This window comes from Arthrobacter sp. GMC3 (genome assembly GCF_002929305.1).
In the GTDB taxonomy this organism is placed as follows: domain Bacteria; phylum Actinomycetota; class Actinomycetes; order Actinomycetales; family Micrococcaceae; genus Specibacter.
This window is the reverse complement of sequence record NZ_PJIO01000002.1, coordinates 553,923-571,367: the sequence shown is the minus strand read 5'-3', so window position 1 is coordinate 571,367 and position 17,445 is coordinate 553,923. Positions and strand designations below refer to the sequence as shown.

General features: G+C 62.8%; 11 protein-coding genes. 2 read left to right on the top strand and 9 right to left on the bottom strand.

Translation table 11 applies throughout. The annotated features are described in order from the left end of the window. Nucleotides 1-383: 383 nt before the first annotated feature. Together glgB and CXQ94_RS06140 are read right to left on the bottom strand one after the other, a co-directional pair. Nucleotides 384-3,986, bottom strand: a complete 3,603-nt coding sequence (gene glgB, locus CXQ94_RS06145; protein ID WP_104087297.1) for a 1,4-alpha-glucan branching protein GlgB — start codon at nt 3,984-3,986, stop codon at nt 384-386. A 2-nt stretch (nt 3,987-3,988) separates the two neighbouring features. Further along, nucleotides 3,989-6,028, bottom strand: a complete 2,040-nt coding sequence (locus CXQ94_RS06140) for an alpha-1,4-glucan--maltose-1-phosphate maltosyltransferase (RefSeq protein WP_104087366.1) — start codon at nt 6,026-6,028, stop codon at nt 3,989-3,991. A gap of 213 nt (nt 6,029-6,241) precedes the next feature. Here CXQ94_RS06140 and glgP point away from each other — a divergent pair, with 213 nt between their 5' ends. After that, complete coding sequence (gene glgP / locus CXQ94_RS06135; protein WP_181034094.1) at nt 6,242-8,857, top strand: alpha-glucan family phosphorylase; 2,616 nt, start codon at nt 6,242-6,244, stop codon at nt 8,855-8,857. Nucleotides 8,858-8,995: 138 nt separating this feature from the next. On the opposite strand, the gene glgX is transcribed toward glgP, so the two are convergent. From glgX to CXQ94_RS06105, 6 genes are all read right to left on the bottom strand, one after another. Beyond that, nucleotides 8,996-11,149 (bottom strand): glycogen debranching protein GlgX, encoded by a 2,154-nt coding sequence (gene glgX, locus CXQ94_RS06130; protein WP_104087295.1) that lies wholly within the window; start codon nt 11,147-11,149, stop codon nt 8,996-8,998. A gap of 2 nt (nt 11,150-11,151) precedes the next feature. Next, entirely contained in the window at nt 11,152-12,156 is a 1,005-nt protein-coding gene (rlmB, locus tag CXQ94_RS06125) for a 23S rRNA (guanosine(2251)-2'-O)-methyltransferase RlmB (RefSeq protein WP_104087294.1), read from the bottom strand. A 301-nt stretch (nt 12,157-12,457) separates the two neighbouring features. Then, nucleotides 12,458-13,876: a cysteine--tRNA ligase gene (gene cysS / locus CXQ94_RS06120; protein WP_104087293.1), complete on the bottom strand. Its 1,419-nt coding sequence runs from the start codon at nt 13,874-13,876 to the stop codon at nt 12,458-12,460. A 17-nt stretch (nt 13,877-13,893) separates the two neighbouring features. Continuing rightward, nucleotides 13,894-14,445, bottom strand: coding sequence for a 2-C-methyl-D-erythritol 2,4-cyclodiphosphate synthase (ispF, locus tag CXQ94_RS06115; RefSeq protein WP_104087292.1), 552 nt, complete (start codon nt 14,443-14,445; stop codon nt 13,894-13,896). Between the two features lie 4 nt (nt 14,446-14,449). After that, on the bottom strand, nt 14,450-15,232 hold the full coding sequence (gene ispD / locus CXQ94_RS06110; RefSeq protein ID WP_104087291.1) for a 2-C-methyl-D-erythritol 4-phosphate cytidylyltransferase: 783 nt from the start codon (nt 15,230-15,232) through the stop codon (nt 14,450-14,452). 95 nt (nt 15,233-15,327) lie between these two features. Continuing rightward, nucleotides 15,328-15,810: a CarD family transcriptional regulator gene (locus CXQ94_RS06105; RefSeq protein WP_054009598.1), complete on the bottom strand. Its 483-nt coding sequence runs from the start codon at nt 15,808-15,810 to the stop codon at nt 15,328-15,330. Between the two features lie 277 nt (nt 15,811-16,087). Here CXQ94_RS06105 and CXQ94_RS06100 point away from each other — a divergent pair, with 277 nt between their 5' ends. Beyond that, nucleotides 16,088-16,657 (top strand): hypothetical protein, encoded by a 570-nt coding sequence (locus CXQ94_RS06100; RefSeq protein ID WP_258066780.1) that lies wholly within the window; start codon nt 16,088-16,090, stop codon nt 16,655-16,657. A gap of 99 nt (nt 16,658-16,756) precedes the next feature. Here CXQ94_RS06100 and CXQ94_RS06095 read toward each other — a convergent pair whose 3' ends face one another. Next, complete coding sequence (locus CXQ94_RS06095; RefSeq protein WP_104087290.1) at nt 16,757-17,437, bottom strand: response regulator transcription factor; 681 nt, start codon at nt 17,435-17,437, stop codon at nt 16,757-16,759. Between the last annotated feature and the right edge of the window lie 8 nt (nt 17,438-17,445).

The window sequence follows — 17,445 nt, the reverse complement described above, 5'->3', positions numbered from 1 at the left end:
CAATCAAATAACCAATTCAATATAAATAAATTGGTATCAATAAAACTTGGCACACTATTGAGTTCTCAAACAACAACCACACCCGACCAACACACCAAAAACCCCGCAAACAAACGGAACAATCCTTGACGATCAGTGCCGGAGCAACTTTTCAAGCTTACCCGACTGACTTCCAAGAAGTCAAATCCGAGTTTCAGACTCATTTCAATCGAAACGACGTTCAAACTTTCATTTGAACACACATCATCGAGCCTATTTTCAAGGCCGTCATGAGGAGTTATCTGATTCCCTGCCGAACTGTTCGCTCGGCGGGGTACTAACTCTAACACCATCTTACCGCGTTAACCAAACGGCAAGATGGTGTTGGCTCAATGGCCTCCTTCTCAGGCCTTGGCGGGCCTGAGATAGACAGCGCCCAGGGCAGGTATCCGCAGCGCTACGGAGCTCGGCTGACCGTCCCAGGCCTCGCCGTCGGCCGTAATCGCGCCATCATTGCGGACATCGGAGCCACCATATTCGGCATGATCGGTATTGAGGACCTCAGCCCAGGCGCCTACCAGCGGCACCCCGACACGGAAACCCTCATAAGCCACGCCGGCGAAATTGATGATGCACACCAGCGGGTTGCCGGCGCTGTCCCAGCGGATAAAGGAGACCACGTTGTTGGCGGTGTCCCCGCCGTTGATCCAACCGAAGCCGGCCGGGGTGTTGTCCTGTTCATACAGTGCGGGAACAGCAGAGTAGATGGCGTTGAGGTCCTTGACCAGCAACTGCACCCCACGGTGCTGGGGATTCTCTGCCAACCACCAATCGAGGCCGTGCTGCTCACTCCATTCAGCCTCCTGACCAAATTCGGTGCCCATGAAAATCAGCTGCTTGCCCGGATGCGCCCACTGAAAAGCCAGGAACGCGCGAAGGTTGGCCAGTTGCTGCCAGCGGTCCCCGGGCATTTTGCGCAGCAGCGACCCCTTGCCGTGGACCACCTCGTCGTGGCTGATGGGAAGCAGGAAGTTCTCGGTGAAGGCATAAACCAGGGAAAAGGTGATCTGGTTATGGTGCCAGCCACGGTTGACCGGGTCTTCGGCCATGTAGGTGAGGGAATCGTGCATCCAGCCCATATTCCATTTGATACCAAAACCGAGTCCACCCTCGCTGGTGGGTCCCGTGACCCCCGGGAAAGCCGTGGACTCTTCGGCAATGGTGACGATGCCCGGGTTGCGGCGGTACGCCGTGGCGTTCATTTCCTGCAGGAAGCTCACCGCTTCCAGATTTTCCCGGCCCCCATACCGGTTGGGACTCCACTGACCCTCTTCGCGGGAATAGTCGAGGTACAGCATGGAGGCGACGGCGTCCACGCGGAGCCCGTCTATATGGAATTCCTCCATCCAGTACAAGGCGTTAGCCACCAGGAAGTTGCGCACCTCATTGCGACCGAAATCGAAGATCAGCGTGCCCCAGTCGGGATGTTCACCCAATTGGGGGTTGGCGTGTTCATAGAGCGCGCCGCCGGTGAACTTTGCCAACGCCCATTCGTCCTTGGGGAAATGGGCCGGCACCCAATCCATGATGACGCCGATGCCCGCCTGATGCAGGGAATCAACCAGGAAACGGAACTCGTCGGGATGACCGAAACGAGAGGTGGGTGCAAAGTAGGACGTGACCTGGTACCCCCACGACCCGCCAAAGGGGTGCTCGGAGACGGGCATGAATTCCACGTGGGTGAATCCGAGCCACTGCACATACTCCACGAGAACCTTGGCCAGTTCCTTGTACCCCAGCCCCTGCCGCCATGACCCCAAATGCACCTCGTAGACACTCATGGGCGAATTGTGCGGATCCCCCGCCGCACGGGCAGCCATCCAGTCAGAGTCCTTAAAGGAGTAGGTGGATTCCACCACTCGCGAGGCTGTCAGGGGAGGGATCTCGGTCCCAAATGCCATCGGATCCGCTTTTTGCAGCCACTGCCCCTGCTCGGTGAGGAGCTCAAACTTGTAGCGCTCCCCCACGGCAACGTCCGGGATAAACAGTTCCCAAACGCCGCTGGTTCCAAGACTGCGCATAGCGTGGGCCCGGCCATCCCAGCCGTTAAACTCCCCAACAACCCGCACTGCGGCCACTCCGGGCGCCCATACTGCGAACCCGACGCCGGTTACCTCTCCCAAGCTGGAATGGTAGCGGTGAACGTGGGCACCCAAAACCGTCCACAGGGTCTCGTGCCTCCCCTCCGCCATCAGGTGCAAATCGAGCTCGCCAACAGTAGGCAAGTACCGGTAGGCATCATCCACACGGTGCAAACCGTCGGCATAGCGAACCTCAAGGCGATAGTCGGGAACGTGCCCTGCGTTTTCCACCGGAAGCACGGCAACCCACACTCCGCCGAACTCGTGCGTCATGGGGGTGGTTCCGGCAGCGGTCACCACCGACACCGCTTCCGCCAGATGGCGCAGTGTGCGGATGGTGACCAGTTCCAGCCCTCCCGTACGAGTGCTCAGATGTGCCCCGAGCACCGAGTGCGGCGCGTAGTAGCGGCCCTCGGAGACACTGGCCAAAACTCCTGCATCGACTTCCAGGGGTGCTGTCTTCTTGTGTCCCATGTCCGCGCTACTTTCCCTTGATTGAAAAAAATCCTGAACGGCCTTCACCGGCACCTGAACCCAATCGGGCCGGTTCGCCATTTCATAAACAACTTCGTAAAGCGCCTTGTCCAGCCACAAGGCCTGGAACAGCGCAGAGTCAACGTCGACGCTGCGGGGAAGTGCGCCCTGGTAGCCATCAATGAACGCCTCGCGGCATGATGCCACCCAGTGCTCGGCCTGCTGTGCCGAGACGGAAGCACCTCTTAGTGCTTGAGCGCCGGCATAGTCGAAGGAACGAACCATCCCCACCACGTCGCGCAGGGGAACGTCGAGTTGCCCGCGTTCGGCCAGGGACCGCAAGGGTTCCCCTTCAAAATCGAGGATAAACCAGCGACCCGAGCCATGATCGGGGGTTTCCAGCACCTGTCCCAGATGCAAATCACCATGAATTCGCTGTACGGCCGGTAGCGACCGCACTTCACGAAGCGTCCCGATGAGCTGCTGGAGATCGTCTCCGTAAGGTCCGACGGCGGTCCCCGCCAGTCCCCAGGCCCAGCTAAGCCGAGCGATGATCGCCTCCACAAACGAATCCCGCTCCACCCCCGAATACGTGGTGGTTTCCAACGACGTGCGAAGGCTGGCATGGACAAGGGCCAGCGCCTCCCCCAGCGTGCGGGCCTGCGCGGTGAAATCTGTTCCGGCCGACGCAGCGGCCAGTCCGCTTTCCCATCCGTCTCGCCCTCCGCTGATAAAGCTGTGGATGACGAATAGCGTCCCGCTGCTGCGAAGTGTCACGGCGGCGTGAAGCGGTGGAACCAAGGAGTTCCCCGCCTGGGCAAGCGCCTTGCCAATCTCCACTTCCGGGTGCAACCCAGGGTGAAGTACGCGGAAGAACTTGGCAATCAGGGGCTGCCCTGCCAGCTCAAACACCACCGAGGAATTGGATTGCTCGGCGCTCATGACACGCAGCCCCCTCACCTTGGCCGACGGCGCCACGAGGCTCAGAATGTTGCTACGCCACGCCTCCACCCTCGCCGAGGAAGGCTCTCCCGCAATGGCGGACAGCCAGGCATTCATGAAGTCTGGATCAGCCAGCGCGTCATAGACCCAGCCGGCTGCGGCAAGGGAACCGATCAACGACTCCGGCGGCAACTGTGCCTGGACACTGTTGTAAATCGCCACGGGCACTTGCAGCGTAACGGTTGCTCCGGCGTCGGACGGGTCCTTGCCCCCACTTGCAGGGCCGACCTTCAGGACAAGGACGCTGAACCTCGCCCCGGGATGGGGCGGCGGCAGTTCAAGGGTGTCGACAAGTTCAACTGTGACCCCGGCGAAGGCCGCACCCTTGAGCGGGCACCAGCGCTGGCGCACCAGCCATGGAGTCAACAGCTCAAGGAGCGCGGTATCCACTGCTAACGCCGCACGTGCAGAATGTGGGCGGGCTCAAAATGTGCGTCAAGGCGGAAGTAGTTCTGCTTGCCCCAGTTCCAGGCGGCACCGGTGACAAGGTCTTCAACCTCGAAGGTGCCGTCGGCGGATAGCCCGTCAAGTTCAAGCGCATCCAGATCCAGTGTCACCTGCCCCTCTCGCATGCTGTGCGGGTCAACGTTGATCACCACAATGATGGTGTCCTTGCGTGCCGGCTCTGTGGCCGTGGCGGCAATATTCTTGTGCTTGCTGAACACGAGTGTGGCGTCGTCGCTGCTGGCGTGCAGGGTCAAGTTTTCCAAATCCAGCAACGCCGGGTGGGCACGGCGGATCGTGTTCAGCCGCGTGATGAACGGCGCCAGCGACCTGCCCGAAGCCTGGGCTGCAGCAAAGTCCCTGTCCTTGTATTCATATTTCTCATTGTCGATGTTCTCTTCGGCACCGGGACGGGCCACATGCTCAAAAAGCTCATAGCCGGCATACATGCCCCACAACGGACTGCCCATCGACGCGAGGATGGCCCGGATCTTGAACGCCGCAGGTCCCCCAAATTGCAGGAACTCACTGAGGATGTCCGGGGTGTTGACAAAGAAATTGGGCCGGAAATAGCCTGCGGACTCGCGACTTACATGGAACAGGTATTCCTCGAGCTCCTCCTTGGTGTTGCGCCAGGTGAAGTAGCTGTAGGACTGCTGGAATCCGGCCCGGCCAAGGGCCGCCATCATGGCAGGGCGGGTGAACGCCTCGGCAAGGAAAACAATGTCCGGGCGTTCGGCGTTGACCGTGCCAATGAGCCACTCCCAGAACCAGACGGGCTTGGTGTGCGGGTTATCAACCCGGAAAATTCGGACGCCGTGGTCAATCCAGAGGCGCACAATCCGCAGGATTTCCGCTGACAGGCCCGCGGGGTCGTTGTCAAAGTTCAGCGGGTAGATGTCCTGGTATTTTTTGGGCGGGTTCTCCGCGTACGCAATGGTGCCGTCGATGCGCGTGGTGAACCATTCCGGATGCTCCGTGGCCCAGGGGTGGTCGGGAGCGCATTGCAGCGCCAAATCCAGGGCCACCTCCAGTTCCAGCTCATTGGCTGCTGCCACGAACGCGTCAAAATCGGCGAAGGTGCCCAAATCCGGGTGGATGGCGTCATGCCCGCCAGCCGCCGACCCTATGGCCCACGGCGAGCCCGGATCGCCCGGGCCGGCGGTGAGCGTGTTGTTGGGTCCCTTGCGGTTGATGGTGCCGATGGGGTGGATCGGTGGCAGGTACACCACGTCAAAGCCCATGGCGGCGACGGCGGGGAGGCGACGGGCCGCCGTCGTAAAGTTCCCACTAGTCCAAGTGCCCGTCTCCGGGTTGCGCGTGGCTCCTTCTGAGCGGGGGAAGAATTCGTACCAGGCACCCCGGCCGGCGGCATCGCGTTCCACTTGCAAGGGGTAGTGCCGGCTGCTCGTCACCAGATCGCGCAGGGGAAAACGTGCGACGGCGGCGCACACGGGGGTGCTGGTACCTGCCGCCAGGCGGTCGTTAGTGTTCAGGGTGGTGTCCGCGAGCGCCTTCGCAGCATGCTTGAACGTTTTTGCGTCCGCACCATCGGGTGTTTGCTTGGCTGCCGCGGCGAGGAGCTGTTCCCCCTCCGCCAGCATGACCTCAACGTCCACGCCCGCATTGATCTTGACCGCGGCATTGTGGGCCCATGTGGCGTACAGGTCAGTCCACCCCTCAATGGCAAAGGACCAGGCGCCCTCGGAGGTTGGTGTCACCACGCCACCCCACGCGTCGGTGCCTTTGCCCAGGGACCGCAGCCGGGTCCGCTGGACTTCCGCCCCGCTGGGATCGTAGAGCACTCCATGCACGCCAACGGCGTCGTGCCCTTCACGGAACACCACGGCACGCACTTGAACGTCCCCTCCGCGCACCGCCTTGGCCGGGAAGGCCCCGTCCTCGATGACCGGCTGAACATTGGTTATGGGAATCCTGCCAAAGCGCAGGCCTTCATCGGGCGCGGAAGCGGGCGTGACGGGGCGGATGGCGTTCGTTGCATGGCCTGCAGACTTGGAAGTACTCACAAACTAGACGTTAGCGACTCCCATCACATATTGCTAAGAGCCACGGCAATATTGAGCGATTCGTTATGGCCCGGACAAGATTTCGTCCTCCCGGCACTGGTCGTTACGCCCCGGAGGTCTGAATGTGAAGCGAACCCTGCCTAACGGAAACATTCATAGGCTAGGGTGACCGGCATGAAGGCAATTCGTAGATTCACAGTCCGCACAGTTGTCCCCGAGCAGATCGGCGCTCTCCCCCGCCTGGCCACCAACCTGCGTTGGTCCTGGCATGTGCCAACCCGCCAACTCTTCGAGTCCCTTGACCCCGAGCTGTGGGCCGAGGCCCGTCACGACCCCCTGGCCATGCTCGCCGCGATCTCCCGAGAGCAGCTTCTTGCCCTGGCCGAGGACCCGGCGGTGGTGGCCCGGGTGAACGACGCCGATCACAGCCTCACCCAGTACCTCACCGAACCACGGTGGTACCAGTCCCTGGGCGCGCAGGCGCCGGAAGGGATCGCGTACTTCTCCCCAGAATTCGGCATCACCGAGGTGCTCCCCCAATACTCGGGCGGGCTGGGCATCCTTGCAGGCGACCACCTCAAGTCCGCCTCCGACCTGGGGGTGCCGCTGATCGGCGTCGGACTTCTCTACCAGGCAGGCTATTTCAAGCAGTCGCTGTCCAAGGACGCCTGGCAGCAGGAAACCTACCCGCTGCTTGACCCCGACGCCCTGCCCTTGACGCTGCTGCGCGAGGACGACGGCACGGCCGCCATCGTCATCCTGCCGCTACCTGAGGGCCGGGTGCTGCGCGCCCATATTTGGCGTGCCGACGTGGGCCGGGTGCCGCTGTTGCTGCTGGATTCGAATGTGGCCGAGAACGACGACGCCGCCCGCGGTGTCACCGACAGGCTATACGGCGGTGGCGGTGACCACCGTTTGGCGCAGGAACTGCTCCTGGGCATGGGCGGGGTGAAGGCCCTGCGCATCTACGCCCGCCTCACCGGCACACCCGCCCCGGAAGTGTTCCACACCAATGAAGGCCATGCCGGGTTCCTGGGAATTGAGCGCATCCGCGAACTCATGGACCCCTCCGTCACCGAGCACCCGCTGTCCTTCGAGGAGGCACTGGCCGCCGGACGCGCGTCCACGGTGTTCACCACCCACACGCCCGTCCCGGCCGGCATCGACAGGTTCCCGCGCGGCATGATCGAGCACTTCTTCGCCGGCGACCTTGCCCCTGGCGTCCCGGTGGAACGGATTCTTGCCCTAGGGGCAGAAGATTACGACGGCGGCGACCGCGCCGTGTTCAACATGGCGGTCATGGGTCTTCGCCTGGCCCAGCGCGCCAACGGTGTGGCGAAGCTGCACGGGGTGGTGTCCCGCGAAATGTTCTCCGGTCTGTGGCCCGGCTTTGACCACGACGATGTCCCCATCACCTCCGTCACGAACGGGGTCCACGTACCCACCTGGGTGGATCCTGCCCTGGCCGAGCTGGCTCGGGAGCGGTTTGGCGCCGATGTCCTCGACGGCCCGGACTGGTCCAAGGTTTATGACGTAAGCGACGCGGACGTGTGGGGTCTGCGCCGTCGTCTACGCTCTGCCCTCGTGGAGGATGCCCGGCGTCGTCTGCGCGCCTCATGGAAGAAGCGGGGGGCATCCGACGCCCAACTAGCCTGGACGGATGCGGCGCTTGACCCGGACGTGCTGACCATAGGTTTCGCCCGCCGCGTCCCCACCTACAAGCGGCTGACGTTGATGCTGCGCGACCCGGCACGGTTGAAGGCCCTGCTGCTGCACCCGGACCACCCGATCCAGCTGGTCATCGCCGGAAAGTCGCACCCGGCCGACGACGCCGGCAAGAAGATGATCCAGGACCTGGTCCAGTTCACCGATGATCCCGAGGTCCGCCACCGGATCGTGTTCTTGCCCAACTACGACATCGCCATGGCGCGCACCTTGTTCCCGGGCTGCGATGTCTGGCTCAACAACCCGCTGCGCCCGCTGGAAGCCTGCGGGACCTCCGGAATGAAGGCAGCCATCAACGGTTCCCTGAACCTCTCCGTCATGGACGGCTGGTGGGATGAACTGTACGACGGCGAAAATGGCTGGGCCATCCCCACCGCCAATGAAGGCACCAGCGATGAGGAACGCGACGACATCGAGTCTGCTGCCCTGTACGAGCTGCTGGAAAACCAGGTCGCCCCCCGCTTCTACGGCGACGTGGTCTCCTCCTCCGCCGGGGCGGCCGGCCCCTCCCAGCCCAACGGCGCCGGCTTGCCATCGCACTGGATTTCCATGATCAAGCACACCCTGGCCCACCTGGGCCCGGCCGTTTCCGCCGAACGCATGGTCAAGGAATACGTCCAGCGCCTCTACCAGCCGGCAGCCGTCGCTGGCCGCGCGGCACGTGCACACGACTTCGCCGGAACCAAGGACCTGGCTGCATGGGTCGGCGCCGTTCGATCTTCCTGGGCCGGGGTGCACATTGAGCATGTGGAATCCCACGGGCTTTCCGACGAACCGCAGATCGGCCAAAGCCTGCAAGTACGGGCCAACGTGCACCTGGCCGGTCTGTCACCGGCTGATGTGAACGTCCTGGTCCGCTACGGCACAGTTGCCGAAACTGACGAACTCTCCGACACCCGCACACTGCCGCTGGAAGCCGCCACCGATTTAGGCGGCGGACGCTACCAGTTCACCGCCGATCTTCTCATCGACCGCTCCGGCAGCTTTGGCTACGGCGTGCAAGTCCTGCCCCAGCACGCCGCCCTGGCCAACCCCGCCGAACTGGGCCTCATCGCCACGGCGTAACGTTGGCCGGCGGCCTGCCCCGGCGTCGGCACCGGTGCGGAGCCGGTGTTTCCGGAGCCCGCGTAAAGGAGACTGTAAGGCCGCCCGCGGCCGTCAGTCGGATAGCGGGCGAGGAAATGCCCGCTCCGCACCGGCCAGTTATCGCGCGGTGAGGTCGTTGCGGTAGATCTGGACGGTGTTAGCCTCCACGGGGACCGTGCCCCCGGCCGGGATGAGCGGGGTGGAACGGGGCAGCCTGAAAGTGGGGCCGCCGTCGTCGTGCAGTGATGGCGTCCCGGTGGTCATGCGCAGCATGTAGGGGCGGGGCTCCTCGGCGGAGTCGTGGGCGAAACGGGGGTTCGCCGGGAGGACCACGGATTCGTCCGTGATGCCGGTGTTGAAGACCGCCAGGCCATCTACTTGCCCGTTGGGGGATCCGATGAGCATCGTCAGGACGCGTTCGTGCGGATTGCCCCAACGTTCGTCCGTCATGGGGAGCCCGTCGGCACCAAACCAGTGGATGAAGGACTCGCCCCCACGGGTTGGGTAGCTGCTGGGCTGCTCAGCGAGGAAGTCCTTGCGGATTTGCAGCAGACGTTGGGTGGCCGCAAGCATGGTGCGGGCTTCCTCGTCCAGGCTCCAGTCAAGCCAGGCGATCTCATTGTCCTGACAGTAAGCGTTGTTATTGCCGCCCTGGCTCCGGCCAAGTTCGTCGCCGGCTGTAATCATCGGCACGCCCAGAGCAAGGAGCATGGTGGCCATCAGATTCCGGGCCGTGCGGGCACGCTGGGCCACAACTTCGGGATCCTCGCTGATACCCTCCACACCGTGGTTCCAGCTGCGGTTGTCGCTGTGCCCGTCGCGATTGCCTTCTTGATTGTCCTCGTTGTGCTTGCAGTTGTACGCCGTGAGGTCGGCCAGAGTGAAGCCGTCGTGGGCGGTGATCAGGTTCACCGAGGCCATGGGGCTGCGCCCGGACTCGACGAACAGGCCCGCCGAACCGCCCAGTGCGTCCCCCAACTTGCCTAGGCTGTCGTGGTGGTGGCCCTCAAATTGTGCTGCCCTGTCGCTGAGCCACACCCCGCGAACCTGGTCCCTGAACGAGTCGTTCCAGTCTGACCAGCCGGTGGGAAAGTTCCCTGTCTGCCAGCCGCCGTAGCCCACATCCCATGGCTCTGAAATGAGCTTGGTGGAGGCCAGCAGGCCGTCGGTTGAGGCTGCGAGCAGGAACGGGTGCTCGCGGTTGAATTCGTGGACGCCGTTGCGGGCCAAGGAAACGGCCAGGTCAAAGCGGAATCCGTCGATGTGGAATTCCTCCACCCAGTACCGCAGCGAGTCCATGGCCATCTTGATGACGTGGGGATTGCCAAAGTTCAGCGTGTTGCCGCACCCGGTGGTGTCGACATAGTTGCCGTCCCTCATGCGGTAGTACTGTTCCTCGGCCAGCCCGCGCCAGCTCAGCGCCGGACCGCCCTGGCCACCTTCTGCTGTGTGGTTGTAGACCACGTCAAGGATCACTTCGATCCCGGCCATGTGCAGCAGCTTGATCATGCCCTTGAGCTCGTCCTGCACGGCCTGCGGCCCCCTGGCCTGCGCCTCGGCGCTGGCGTAGTCAACCTGGGGAGCGAAAAAGCCCAGGGTGTTATAGCCCCAGTAGTTGCGCATCCCGGTGCCGTGCAGGTGCGGCTCGTCGATGTGAAAGTGAAGGGGCAACAGCTCGACGGCGGTCACGCCCAGCTCGAGCAGGTGTTTGATCATCACCGGATGCGCCATGCCGGCGTAGGTGCCACGGATTTCGGCGGGGATCTCCGGGTGCAGCATGGTTTGGCCGCGCACATGGGCCTCGTAGATCACGGTGTTGCGCCAAGGCGTCTTGGGCCGTTTGACGGTGCCCCAGTCAAAGCCGGACTCCATGCGCACGGAAGTGTACTTCACGGTGCCGTCGTCGGATTTGCGCTCGTCGATGTAGTGACCGTGCGGGTCAAGCAGCAGCTGCACCGATTCGGGGTCCACCACCGGCACCTCGGTTGACGTTGAGTCAAAATCGGTGAAGAAACCGTAGTGGCTGCCCACCGGCATGCCGGTAACCAGGCCGTGATGGACGCCGTCGGTCACATCCGGCAACAACATTGCCTTCCACTGTTCGCCGGGTGCCTGGTAACACAGCACCACATGGCCCTTGGCAGGGGCGTACACCGCCACATTGGCGGTATCCGCCCCGTGCTCACGAGGCAACTTGCTGACACCCAGAGGGAAACGACGCGACAAGGCCGTCCCCAGCGCGCCAGCAGACTCTACGACAGTGGAGGGCATGGTTAGCCCTGGGTGGCGCGCTGCTTGGAGACCTCGTACAAGCTGATGCCAACGGCCATGGATGCGTTCAAGGATTCCATGGCCGAGTTGATCGGGATGGAGACGATCTGGTCGCAGTTTTCGCGGACCAGACGGGAGAGGCCCTTGCCTTCGGAGCCGACCACGATGCAGATTGGATCCTTAGCCAGGCCCAGATCGGGCAACGAAACGTCGCCGTCGCCGTCGAGCCCCAGCACGAAGTAGCCCATCTTCTGGAACGCGCCAATAGCCCTGTTCAGGTTGGGCGCCTTGGCAACGGGCACGCGCACTGCTGCGCCGGCGCTGGTCTTCCAGGCAGCAGCCGTCACGCCCGCGCTGCGGCGCTCGGGGATGACCACGGCGTGGCCGGAGAACGCGGAAACGCTACGGATAATGGCGCCGAGGTTACGGGTGTCGGTGATACCGTCCAGGGCCACGATGAGCGGGGCGTTGGCGATGTGGCCCTTTTTCCACTTCGCCATGACCTCGGAGGCCATATCAACGGCGTCCTCGTATTCGTACGGGGGAATCTGCAGGACCAGGCCCTGGTGGATGGCGTCCTCGGTCAGGCGGTCAAGCTCAGGCTTCTGCGCCTCGAGCAGGGGGATGCCGCGTTCGGCGGCCAGCTTGATGGACTCGCGGACGCGCTCGTCCATGTCAACGCGGACGGCCACGTAGAGAACCTTGGCGGGAATCCCAGCCCGCAACGCCTCAACCACCGAGTTGCGGCCGGTGACCAGTTCTTCGGTGGCACGACCCTTAGGGCCGCTGCGGGGACGACCCGTAGCGCCGCCGCGGGGCGAATCTCCGTGCTTGGCGGCCGAACGCTCGGCCAGTTCCTTATTCTTGAACGCCTTATGGTAGGTCCGCTCGGAAGCCTTCGGAGTGGGGCCCTTGCCCTCAAGTGCCTTCCGGCCATGGCCACCCGTGCCGACGCTGGGGCCCTTCTTGAGCTTGCGTACTGCCCCGGAGCGTGAACTATTGGCCATGGTAAAACCCTTACGATTGGTGCGGCGCCTGAAGTTTCTATGGCCGCGAAGTCGTCAAACTAACGTGTCAGTGCGCGCATTTTAGGCACACAAGATAACGGGAAAGTAGACACCCGTAGCTATTAGCTTACGGCCTGCACACCCATTTGGGGAGAGCCGGGGGTAAACGTGCGCAGTCTCACGTAGTTCATAGGGGCTAAGGGGTCGGCATTTTTCCGGCGGCTTCCCGAGCCACGGCCGCGGGCGGCCTTAGGCTCTCCTTGACGCCGCCTACAAAAAACACCGAACCCTTAGCCGATCGTTAGCGTCGCAACGACCAGGTGGAGCCGTCTGAGGAATCGGCGATCTCGACGCCGGCTGCTGCCAGGTTGTCTCGGATGGCATCCGATTCGGCCCAGTTCTTCTCGGCCCGTGCCTGGGTGCGGGCGGCCAGCCTGGCCTTGACCAGCATGTCCAAGGCCGCGCTCTCCTTGCCCGAGCCAGCCGGGGCAGCCCAGGCCGCATCCAACGGGTTGATGCCCAGTGCCGAGGTCATTCCGACCGCAGCCTCCAGCGCAGTCATGGTTTCGGCGTCGTCCTTGGCGGCCAGCGCCGTATTGCCCGCACGCACGGCGTCGTGCAGGACGGCGAGGGCGGCAGGAATATTCAGGTCATCGTCCATGGCGGTCCGGAATGCCTCGGGCAGCTTGCCCACCACACCGCCGTCGGCGCCGGGTGCAAGGCGCACCATGGCCGCTTGCATAAACGTCTCAATACGTTCGACGGCGGACGCCGCTTCCGCAAGCGACCCCGGCCGGTAGTCCAGCACGGAGCGGTAGTGGGCCTGTCCCAGGTAGTAGCGGACAACGATGGGGCGGGCCAGTTCCAACATTTCGCGCGGGTTGATGGTGTTGCCGATCGACTTGGACATTTTTTCGCCCTCGTAGGTGACCATGCCGTTGTGCATCCAGAAATTGGCGAAACCGTGGCCGGCAGCCTGTGACTGGGCCATCTCGTTTTCATGGTGCGGGAAGCGCAGGTCCAGGCCGCCGCCGTGGATGTCGAATTCGGTGCCCAGGTATTTGGTGACCATGGCCGAGCATTCAAGGTGCCAGCCGGGACGCCCGGCACCCCAGGGGGATTCCCACTTGGCCGTTTCCGGTTCGCCTTCCTTGTAACCCTTCCACAGCGCAAAGTCGCGGGGGTCTTTCTTGCCCCGCGGGTCGGCGTCGGGGGCACCTTGCATGTCGTCGATGTTCTGCCGGGTCAAAGAGCCATACTTTTTCCAGGAGCGGACATCGAAATACACGTCGCCCGAGTCATCCAGGGCCGGGTAGGCGTGCCCGCGCTCGATCAAGGCGGCGATAAGTGCGTGCATTTCCGGGATATGGCCGGTGGCGCGTGGTTCATAGCTGGGCTTCAGGATGCCCAGGGCGTCATAGGCGTCCGCGAAGGCCCGCTCAAAACGGTAGGCCAACGCCCACCATGGCTCATCGTTTTCCGCGGCCTTGACAAGGATCTTGTCGTCGATGTCGGTGACGTTGCGGATCACCGTGACCTCGTATCCGCTGACCTGCAGCCAGCGGGTCAGCTGGTCAAATGCCAGTGCTGAGCGGACGTGGCCAATGTGCGGCTCGCCCTGCACCGTGGCACCGCAGTAGTACAGCGACACCTTGCCCTCTTGGAGCGGGGCAAAGTTGCGGACATGGGCGGAGGCGGAATCATAAAAGCGCAGGGTCACGGCTCTAGATTATCCCTTCAGTGGCTAGGGTGCTCATTGACGCCGTCGGAGGACTCAACAATGGCTGGAGCCGCAACCTGGACGACCAGTGCCGTGGCCACGGCCGTGATGCCTTCCCCGCGCCCCGGGAATCCCAGGGCATCGGAGGTGGTGGCGCTGACCGACACTGGAGCGCCAGCCGCCGCGCTAAGGACCGCCTCGGCTTCTTGGCGGCGCGGACTGAACTTGGGACGGTTGCCCACAAATTGCACGGCAACGTTGCCTATTTCAAAACCTGCGGCCCGGACAATGCGGGCGGCCTCCGACAGAAGCCTCACACCGCTGGCACCCTGGTATTCCGGCCGATCGGTGCCAAAGTGGGTACCCAAATCCCCCACCCCAGCCGCAGAAAACAGGGCGTCGGCGGCGGCGTGGGCAACGGCATCGCCGTCGGAATGGCCGGATAGCCCGCGTTCACCCTCCCAAAGAAGGCCGGCCAGCCAGAGAGGCGCGGCATCTCCGTCAGCGGCGAAGGCGTGAATGTCGATGCCGATGCCGGTTCGCGGCAAGTTCCCCCACGTGTGGTTCACGGGGCTACCCCTCAACCCAGCGGGGGCGCAACGGGCCCTGCAACATGGCCTCGGCCAGCAGCAAATCGGTGGGTGAGGTGATTTTCAGGCTGTGCGTGGAGCCCTGAACCACATAGACGTCCTCGCCGATGGCCTCAACCAGCATGGCGTCGTCGGTGATCGCAGCAGCCGTGGCGTCATCAAGTGTCAGCGCATATTCGTGGGCGCGGCGCAGCGTGGCGACATCGAATCCCTGCGGTGTTTGCACAGCACGCAGCTGATTGCGGGCAGGAGTGCCAGACACCTTCTCCACGCCGGCTCCGGTGGACGGAAGCGACGCCGGGACAACCGTCTTGATGGTGTCAACCACAGCAAGGGCCGGGATGACAGCCTTGGCGCCGTCCCGCAGCGCCGCCGTCACACGGTCAAAAACACCGGCAGGTGCCAGTGGGCGGGCGGCATCGTGAATCAAAACCGTGGTGATGCCGTGGCCGAGTACCTCAAGGGCGGCACGCACGGACGCGGAACGGTCGGCGCCGCCTTCCACCACGGAGAAGTTGAGCACCCCGGCCGACGCCGACTCTGCGGCCAGCCGCGCGCAGATGCGCTCAAGTTCGGCGTCGCCTGCGGGAATGGCGATGCAAATCTGCGCGGCTATGCCGGCCTTGACCACACCCCTGACGGCGTGCGCCAACATGGGTTCGTCCCCTAGGGGAACCCGAGCCTTGGGCACGCCGTGCCCCAGCCGCTGCCCCGAACCCGCCGCGACAATCACGACGGCACATTGTCCTTCTGCAACCTCAGTCATGACTACACACTAACGCCGTCGCACAAAAAACCCCGGCATCAGAGGATGCCAGGGTTCTTTAGAAGCAAAATTTTTCCTACCGAACAAGTCCGGGACTAGGAAGCCAAAACCTCGTCGAGGACTTCAGCGGCCTTGTCTTCATCCGTTTTTTCCGCCAAGGCAAGCTCGGAAATCAGGATTTGACGGGCTTTGGCCAGCATCCGCTTCTCGCCTGCTGACAAGCCACGGTCATGGTCGCGACGCCACAAGTCACGCACAACTTCTGCAACCTTGATGACGTCTCCGGAAGCCAGCTTTTCCAAATTGGCCTTGTACCGGCGAGACCAGTTGGTGGGCTCCTCCGTAAATTCGGCACGAAGCACTTCAAATACGTGCTCCAGGCCTTCCTTACCCACAACGTCGCGAACCCCAACAAGGTCCACGTTCTCTGCGGGCACTTCAATGGTCAAATCACCCTGCGCAACCTTGAGCTTGAGATACATTTTCTCTTCACCCCGAATGGTGCGCATCTTGATCTCTTCGATCTTTGCCGCACCGTGGTGTGGGTAAACTACTGTCTCGCCGACCTCAAAAAGCATGTGGATTCTCCCTTTCCAATGTTTCTAGTTTACCACGTCAGCGCCGCTACTCCCTTGTGTTTCCGCAGGTCAGGGGTCCGCGGCGATACGCTGTCCGCGCAATTGCTCCAGCAAATGGTGAATACGGCAGGTCTTGACTAAACGGCACGCAAGTGCAGTGACGGAACCCAATCAATGATGTTTGACACCGCTTGCCACGATGAAAGCATGCGTTTACCGTATTTGCAGATAAGCTGGTGCCAGATTATCTTGAACATTTCCATGAGGAGTTACTGACGTGAGAAACGTTGCCGGCATCCCCGGAGCCAAACGAGTACAGCGCTTGAGCCTGATCGCCGCTATTGGAATCGGCGCCTTGGCGTTTACCGGTTGCAGTGCCATCAACCCGCAGAGCACCACCATGGAGGTCTCCCCCTCCGACGGCGTCAAGCTCGACATGGGCAGCCTGAAGTTGCGCAATGTACTGATCATCTCCAGTGGCGTGGACGCGCCCGGTCGCCTGCTTGGCACGTTCTACAACGACACCACCACTGACATCACCCTGACCATCAGTGGCGCCCAGGGATCCCAGACCGAGGTTACGGTCAAGGCTGGCGGCAACCCCGTAGTCCTGAACGGCAAGGGTGATAAGGCAATTCTGAGCACCATCGCCTCACCCCCCGGCGCACTGGAGACCCTTAACCTGCGCCAGTCCGGCGGCGGCACCGAAACCGGTTCATTGAACGTCCCCGTCCTGGACGGAACGCTGGCCGAATACAAGACTCTGGTGCCCACTCCGGCTCCCACCCAGTCGATTCTGCCCATCGATGTCTCGACGCCGACCTCCTCGGCGACCCCCACACCGTAAGCATCCGTGGCTCCGGCCACAGTAAAAGGGCGGGGCGCCCCATCTCCTTCAGAGATGGGGCGCCCCGCCCTTTTACTACCCGTTCCGTGGGCCTGCTGCTTACGGTTCGAACTTGTAGCCAAGCCCGCGCACGGTCACCAGGAACCTCGGCGCTGCCGGATCCGGCTCAATCTTGCTGCGAATCCGCTTGACGTGCACGTCAAGGGTTTTGGTGTCCCCCACATAGTCCGAGCCCCACACCCTGTCGATCAGCTGCCCCCGGGTCAGAACCCGCCCGGCGTTGCGCAACAGCATTTCCAAAAGCTCAAATTCCTTCAACGGCAAGGTGATGGCTTCGCCGTGCACGCTCACCACGTGCCGTTCCACGTCCATGCGGACGGGGCCGGCATGAACCGTGGAACTCACAAGCTCCTCGGGCTCACCCTGGCGGCGCATCACCGCGCGGATGCGGGCGATCAATTCCCGGGATGAATACGGTTTGGTGACATAGTCATCGGCACCCAGTTCCAGGCCCACCACCTTGTCGATCTCCGAGTCCTTGGCGGTGAGCATGATGACCGGCACGTTGGAGCGCAGGCGCAATTGCTTGCAGACTTCGGTACCGCTCATGCCCGGCAACTGCAGATCCAGCAGCACCAGATCGGCCCCGCTGCGCTCGAAGGCCACCAGGGCGTCCAGACCGTTGTCAGCAACCTCCACCTCGTACCCTTCCTTGGCCAGCAGGAATGACAAGGGGTCGCTGATGGACTCTTCGTCTTCAACTATCAAAATTCTGCTCAAGCTCGTTG

What these genes read in the sequence shown, in the direction of transcription:
- glgP (WP_181034094.1), top strand. Translation starts at nt 6,242, where the DNA reads ATGAAGGCAATTCGTAGATTCACAGTCCGCACAGTTGTCCCCGAGCAG.
- glgX (WP_104087295.1), bottom strand. Translation starts at nt 11,149, where the DNA reads ATGCCCTCCACTGTCGTAGAGTCTGCTGGCGCGCTGGGGACGGCCTTG.
- rlmB (WP_104087294.1), bottom strand. Translation starts at nt 12,156, where the DNA reads ATGGCCAATAGTTCACGCTCCGGGGCAGTACGCAAGCTCAAGAAGGGC.
- ispD (WP_104087291.1), bottom strand. Translation starts at nt 15,232, where the DNA reads ATGACTGAGGTTGCAGAAGGACAATGTGCCGTCGTGATTGTCGCGGCG.
- CXQ94_RS06105 (WP_054009598.1), bottom strand. Translation starts at nt 15,810, where the DNA reads ATGCTTTTTGAGGTCGGCGAGACAGTAGTTTACCCACACCACGGTGCG.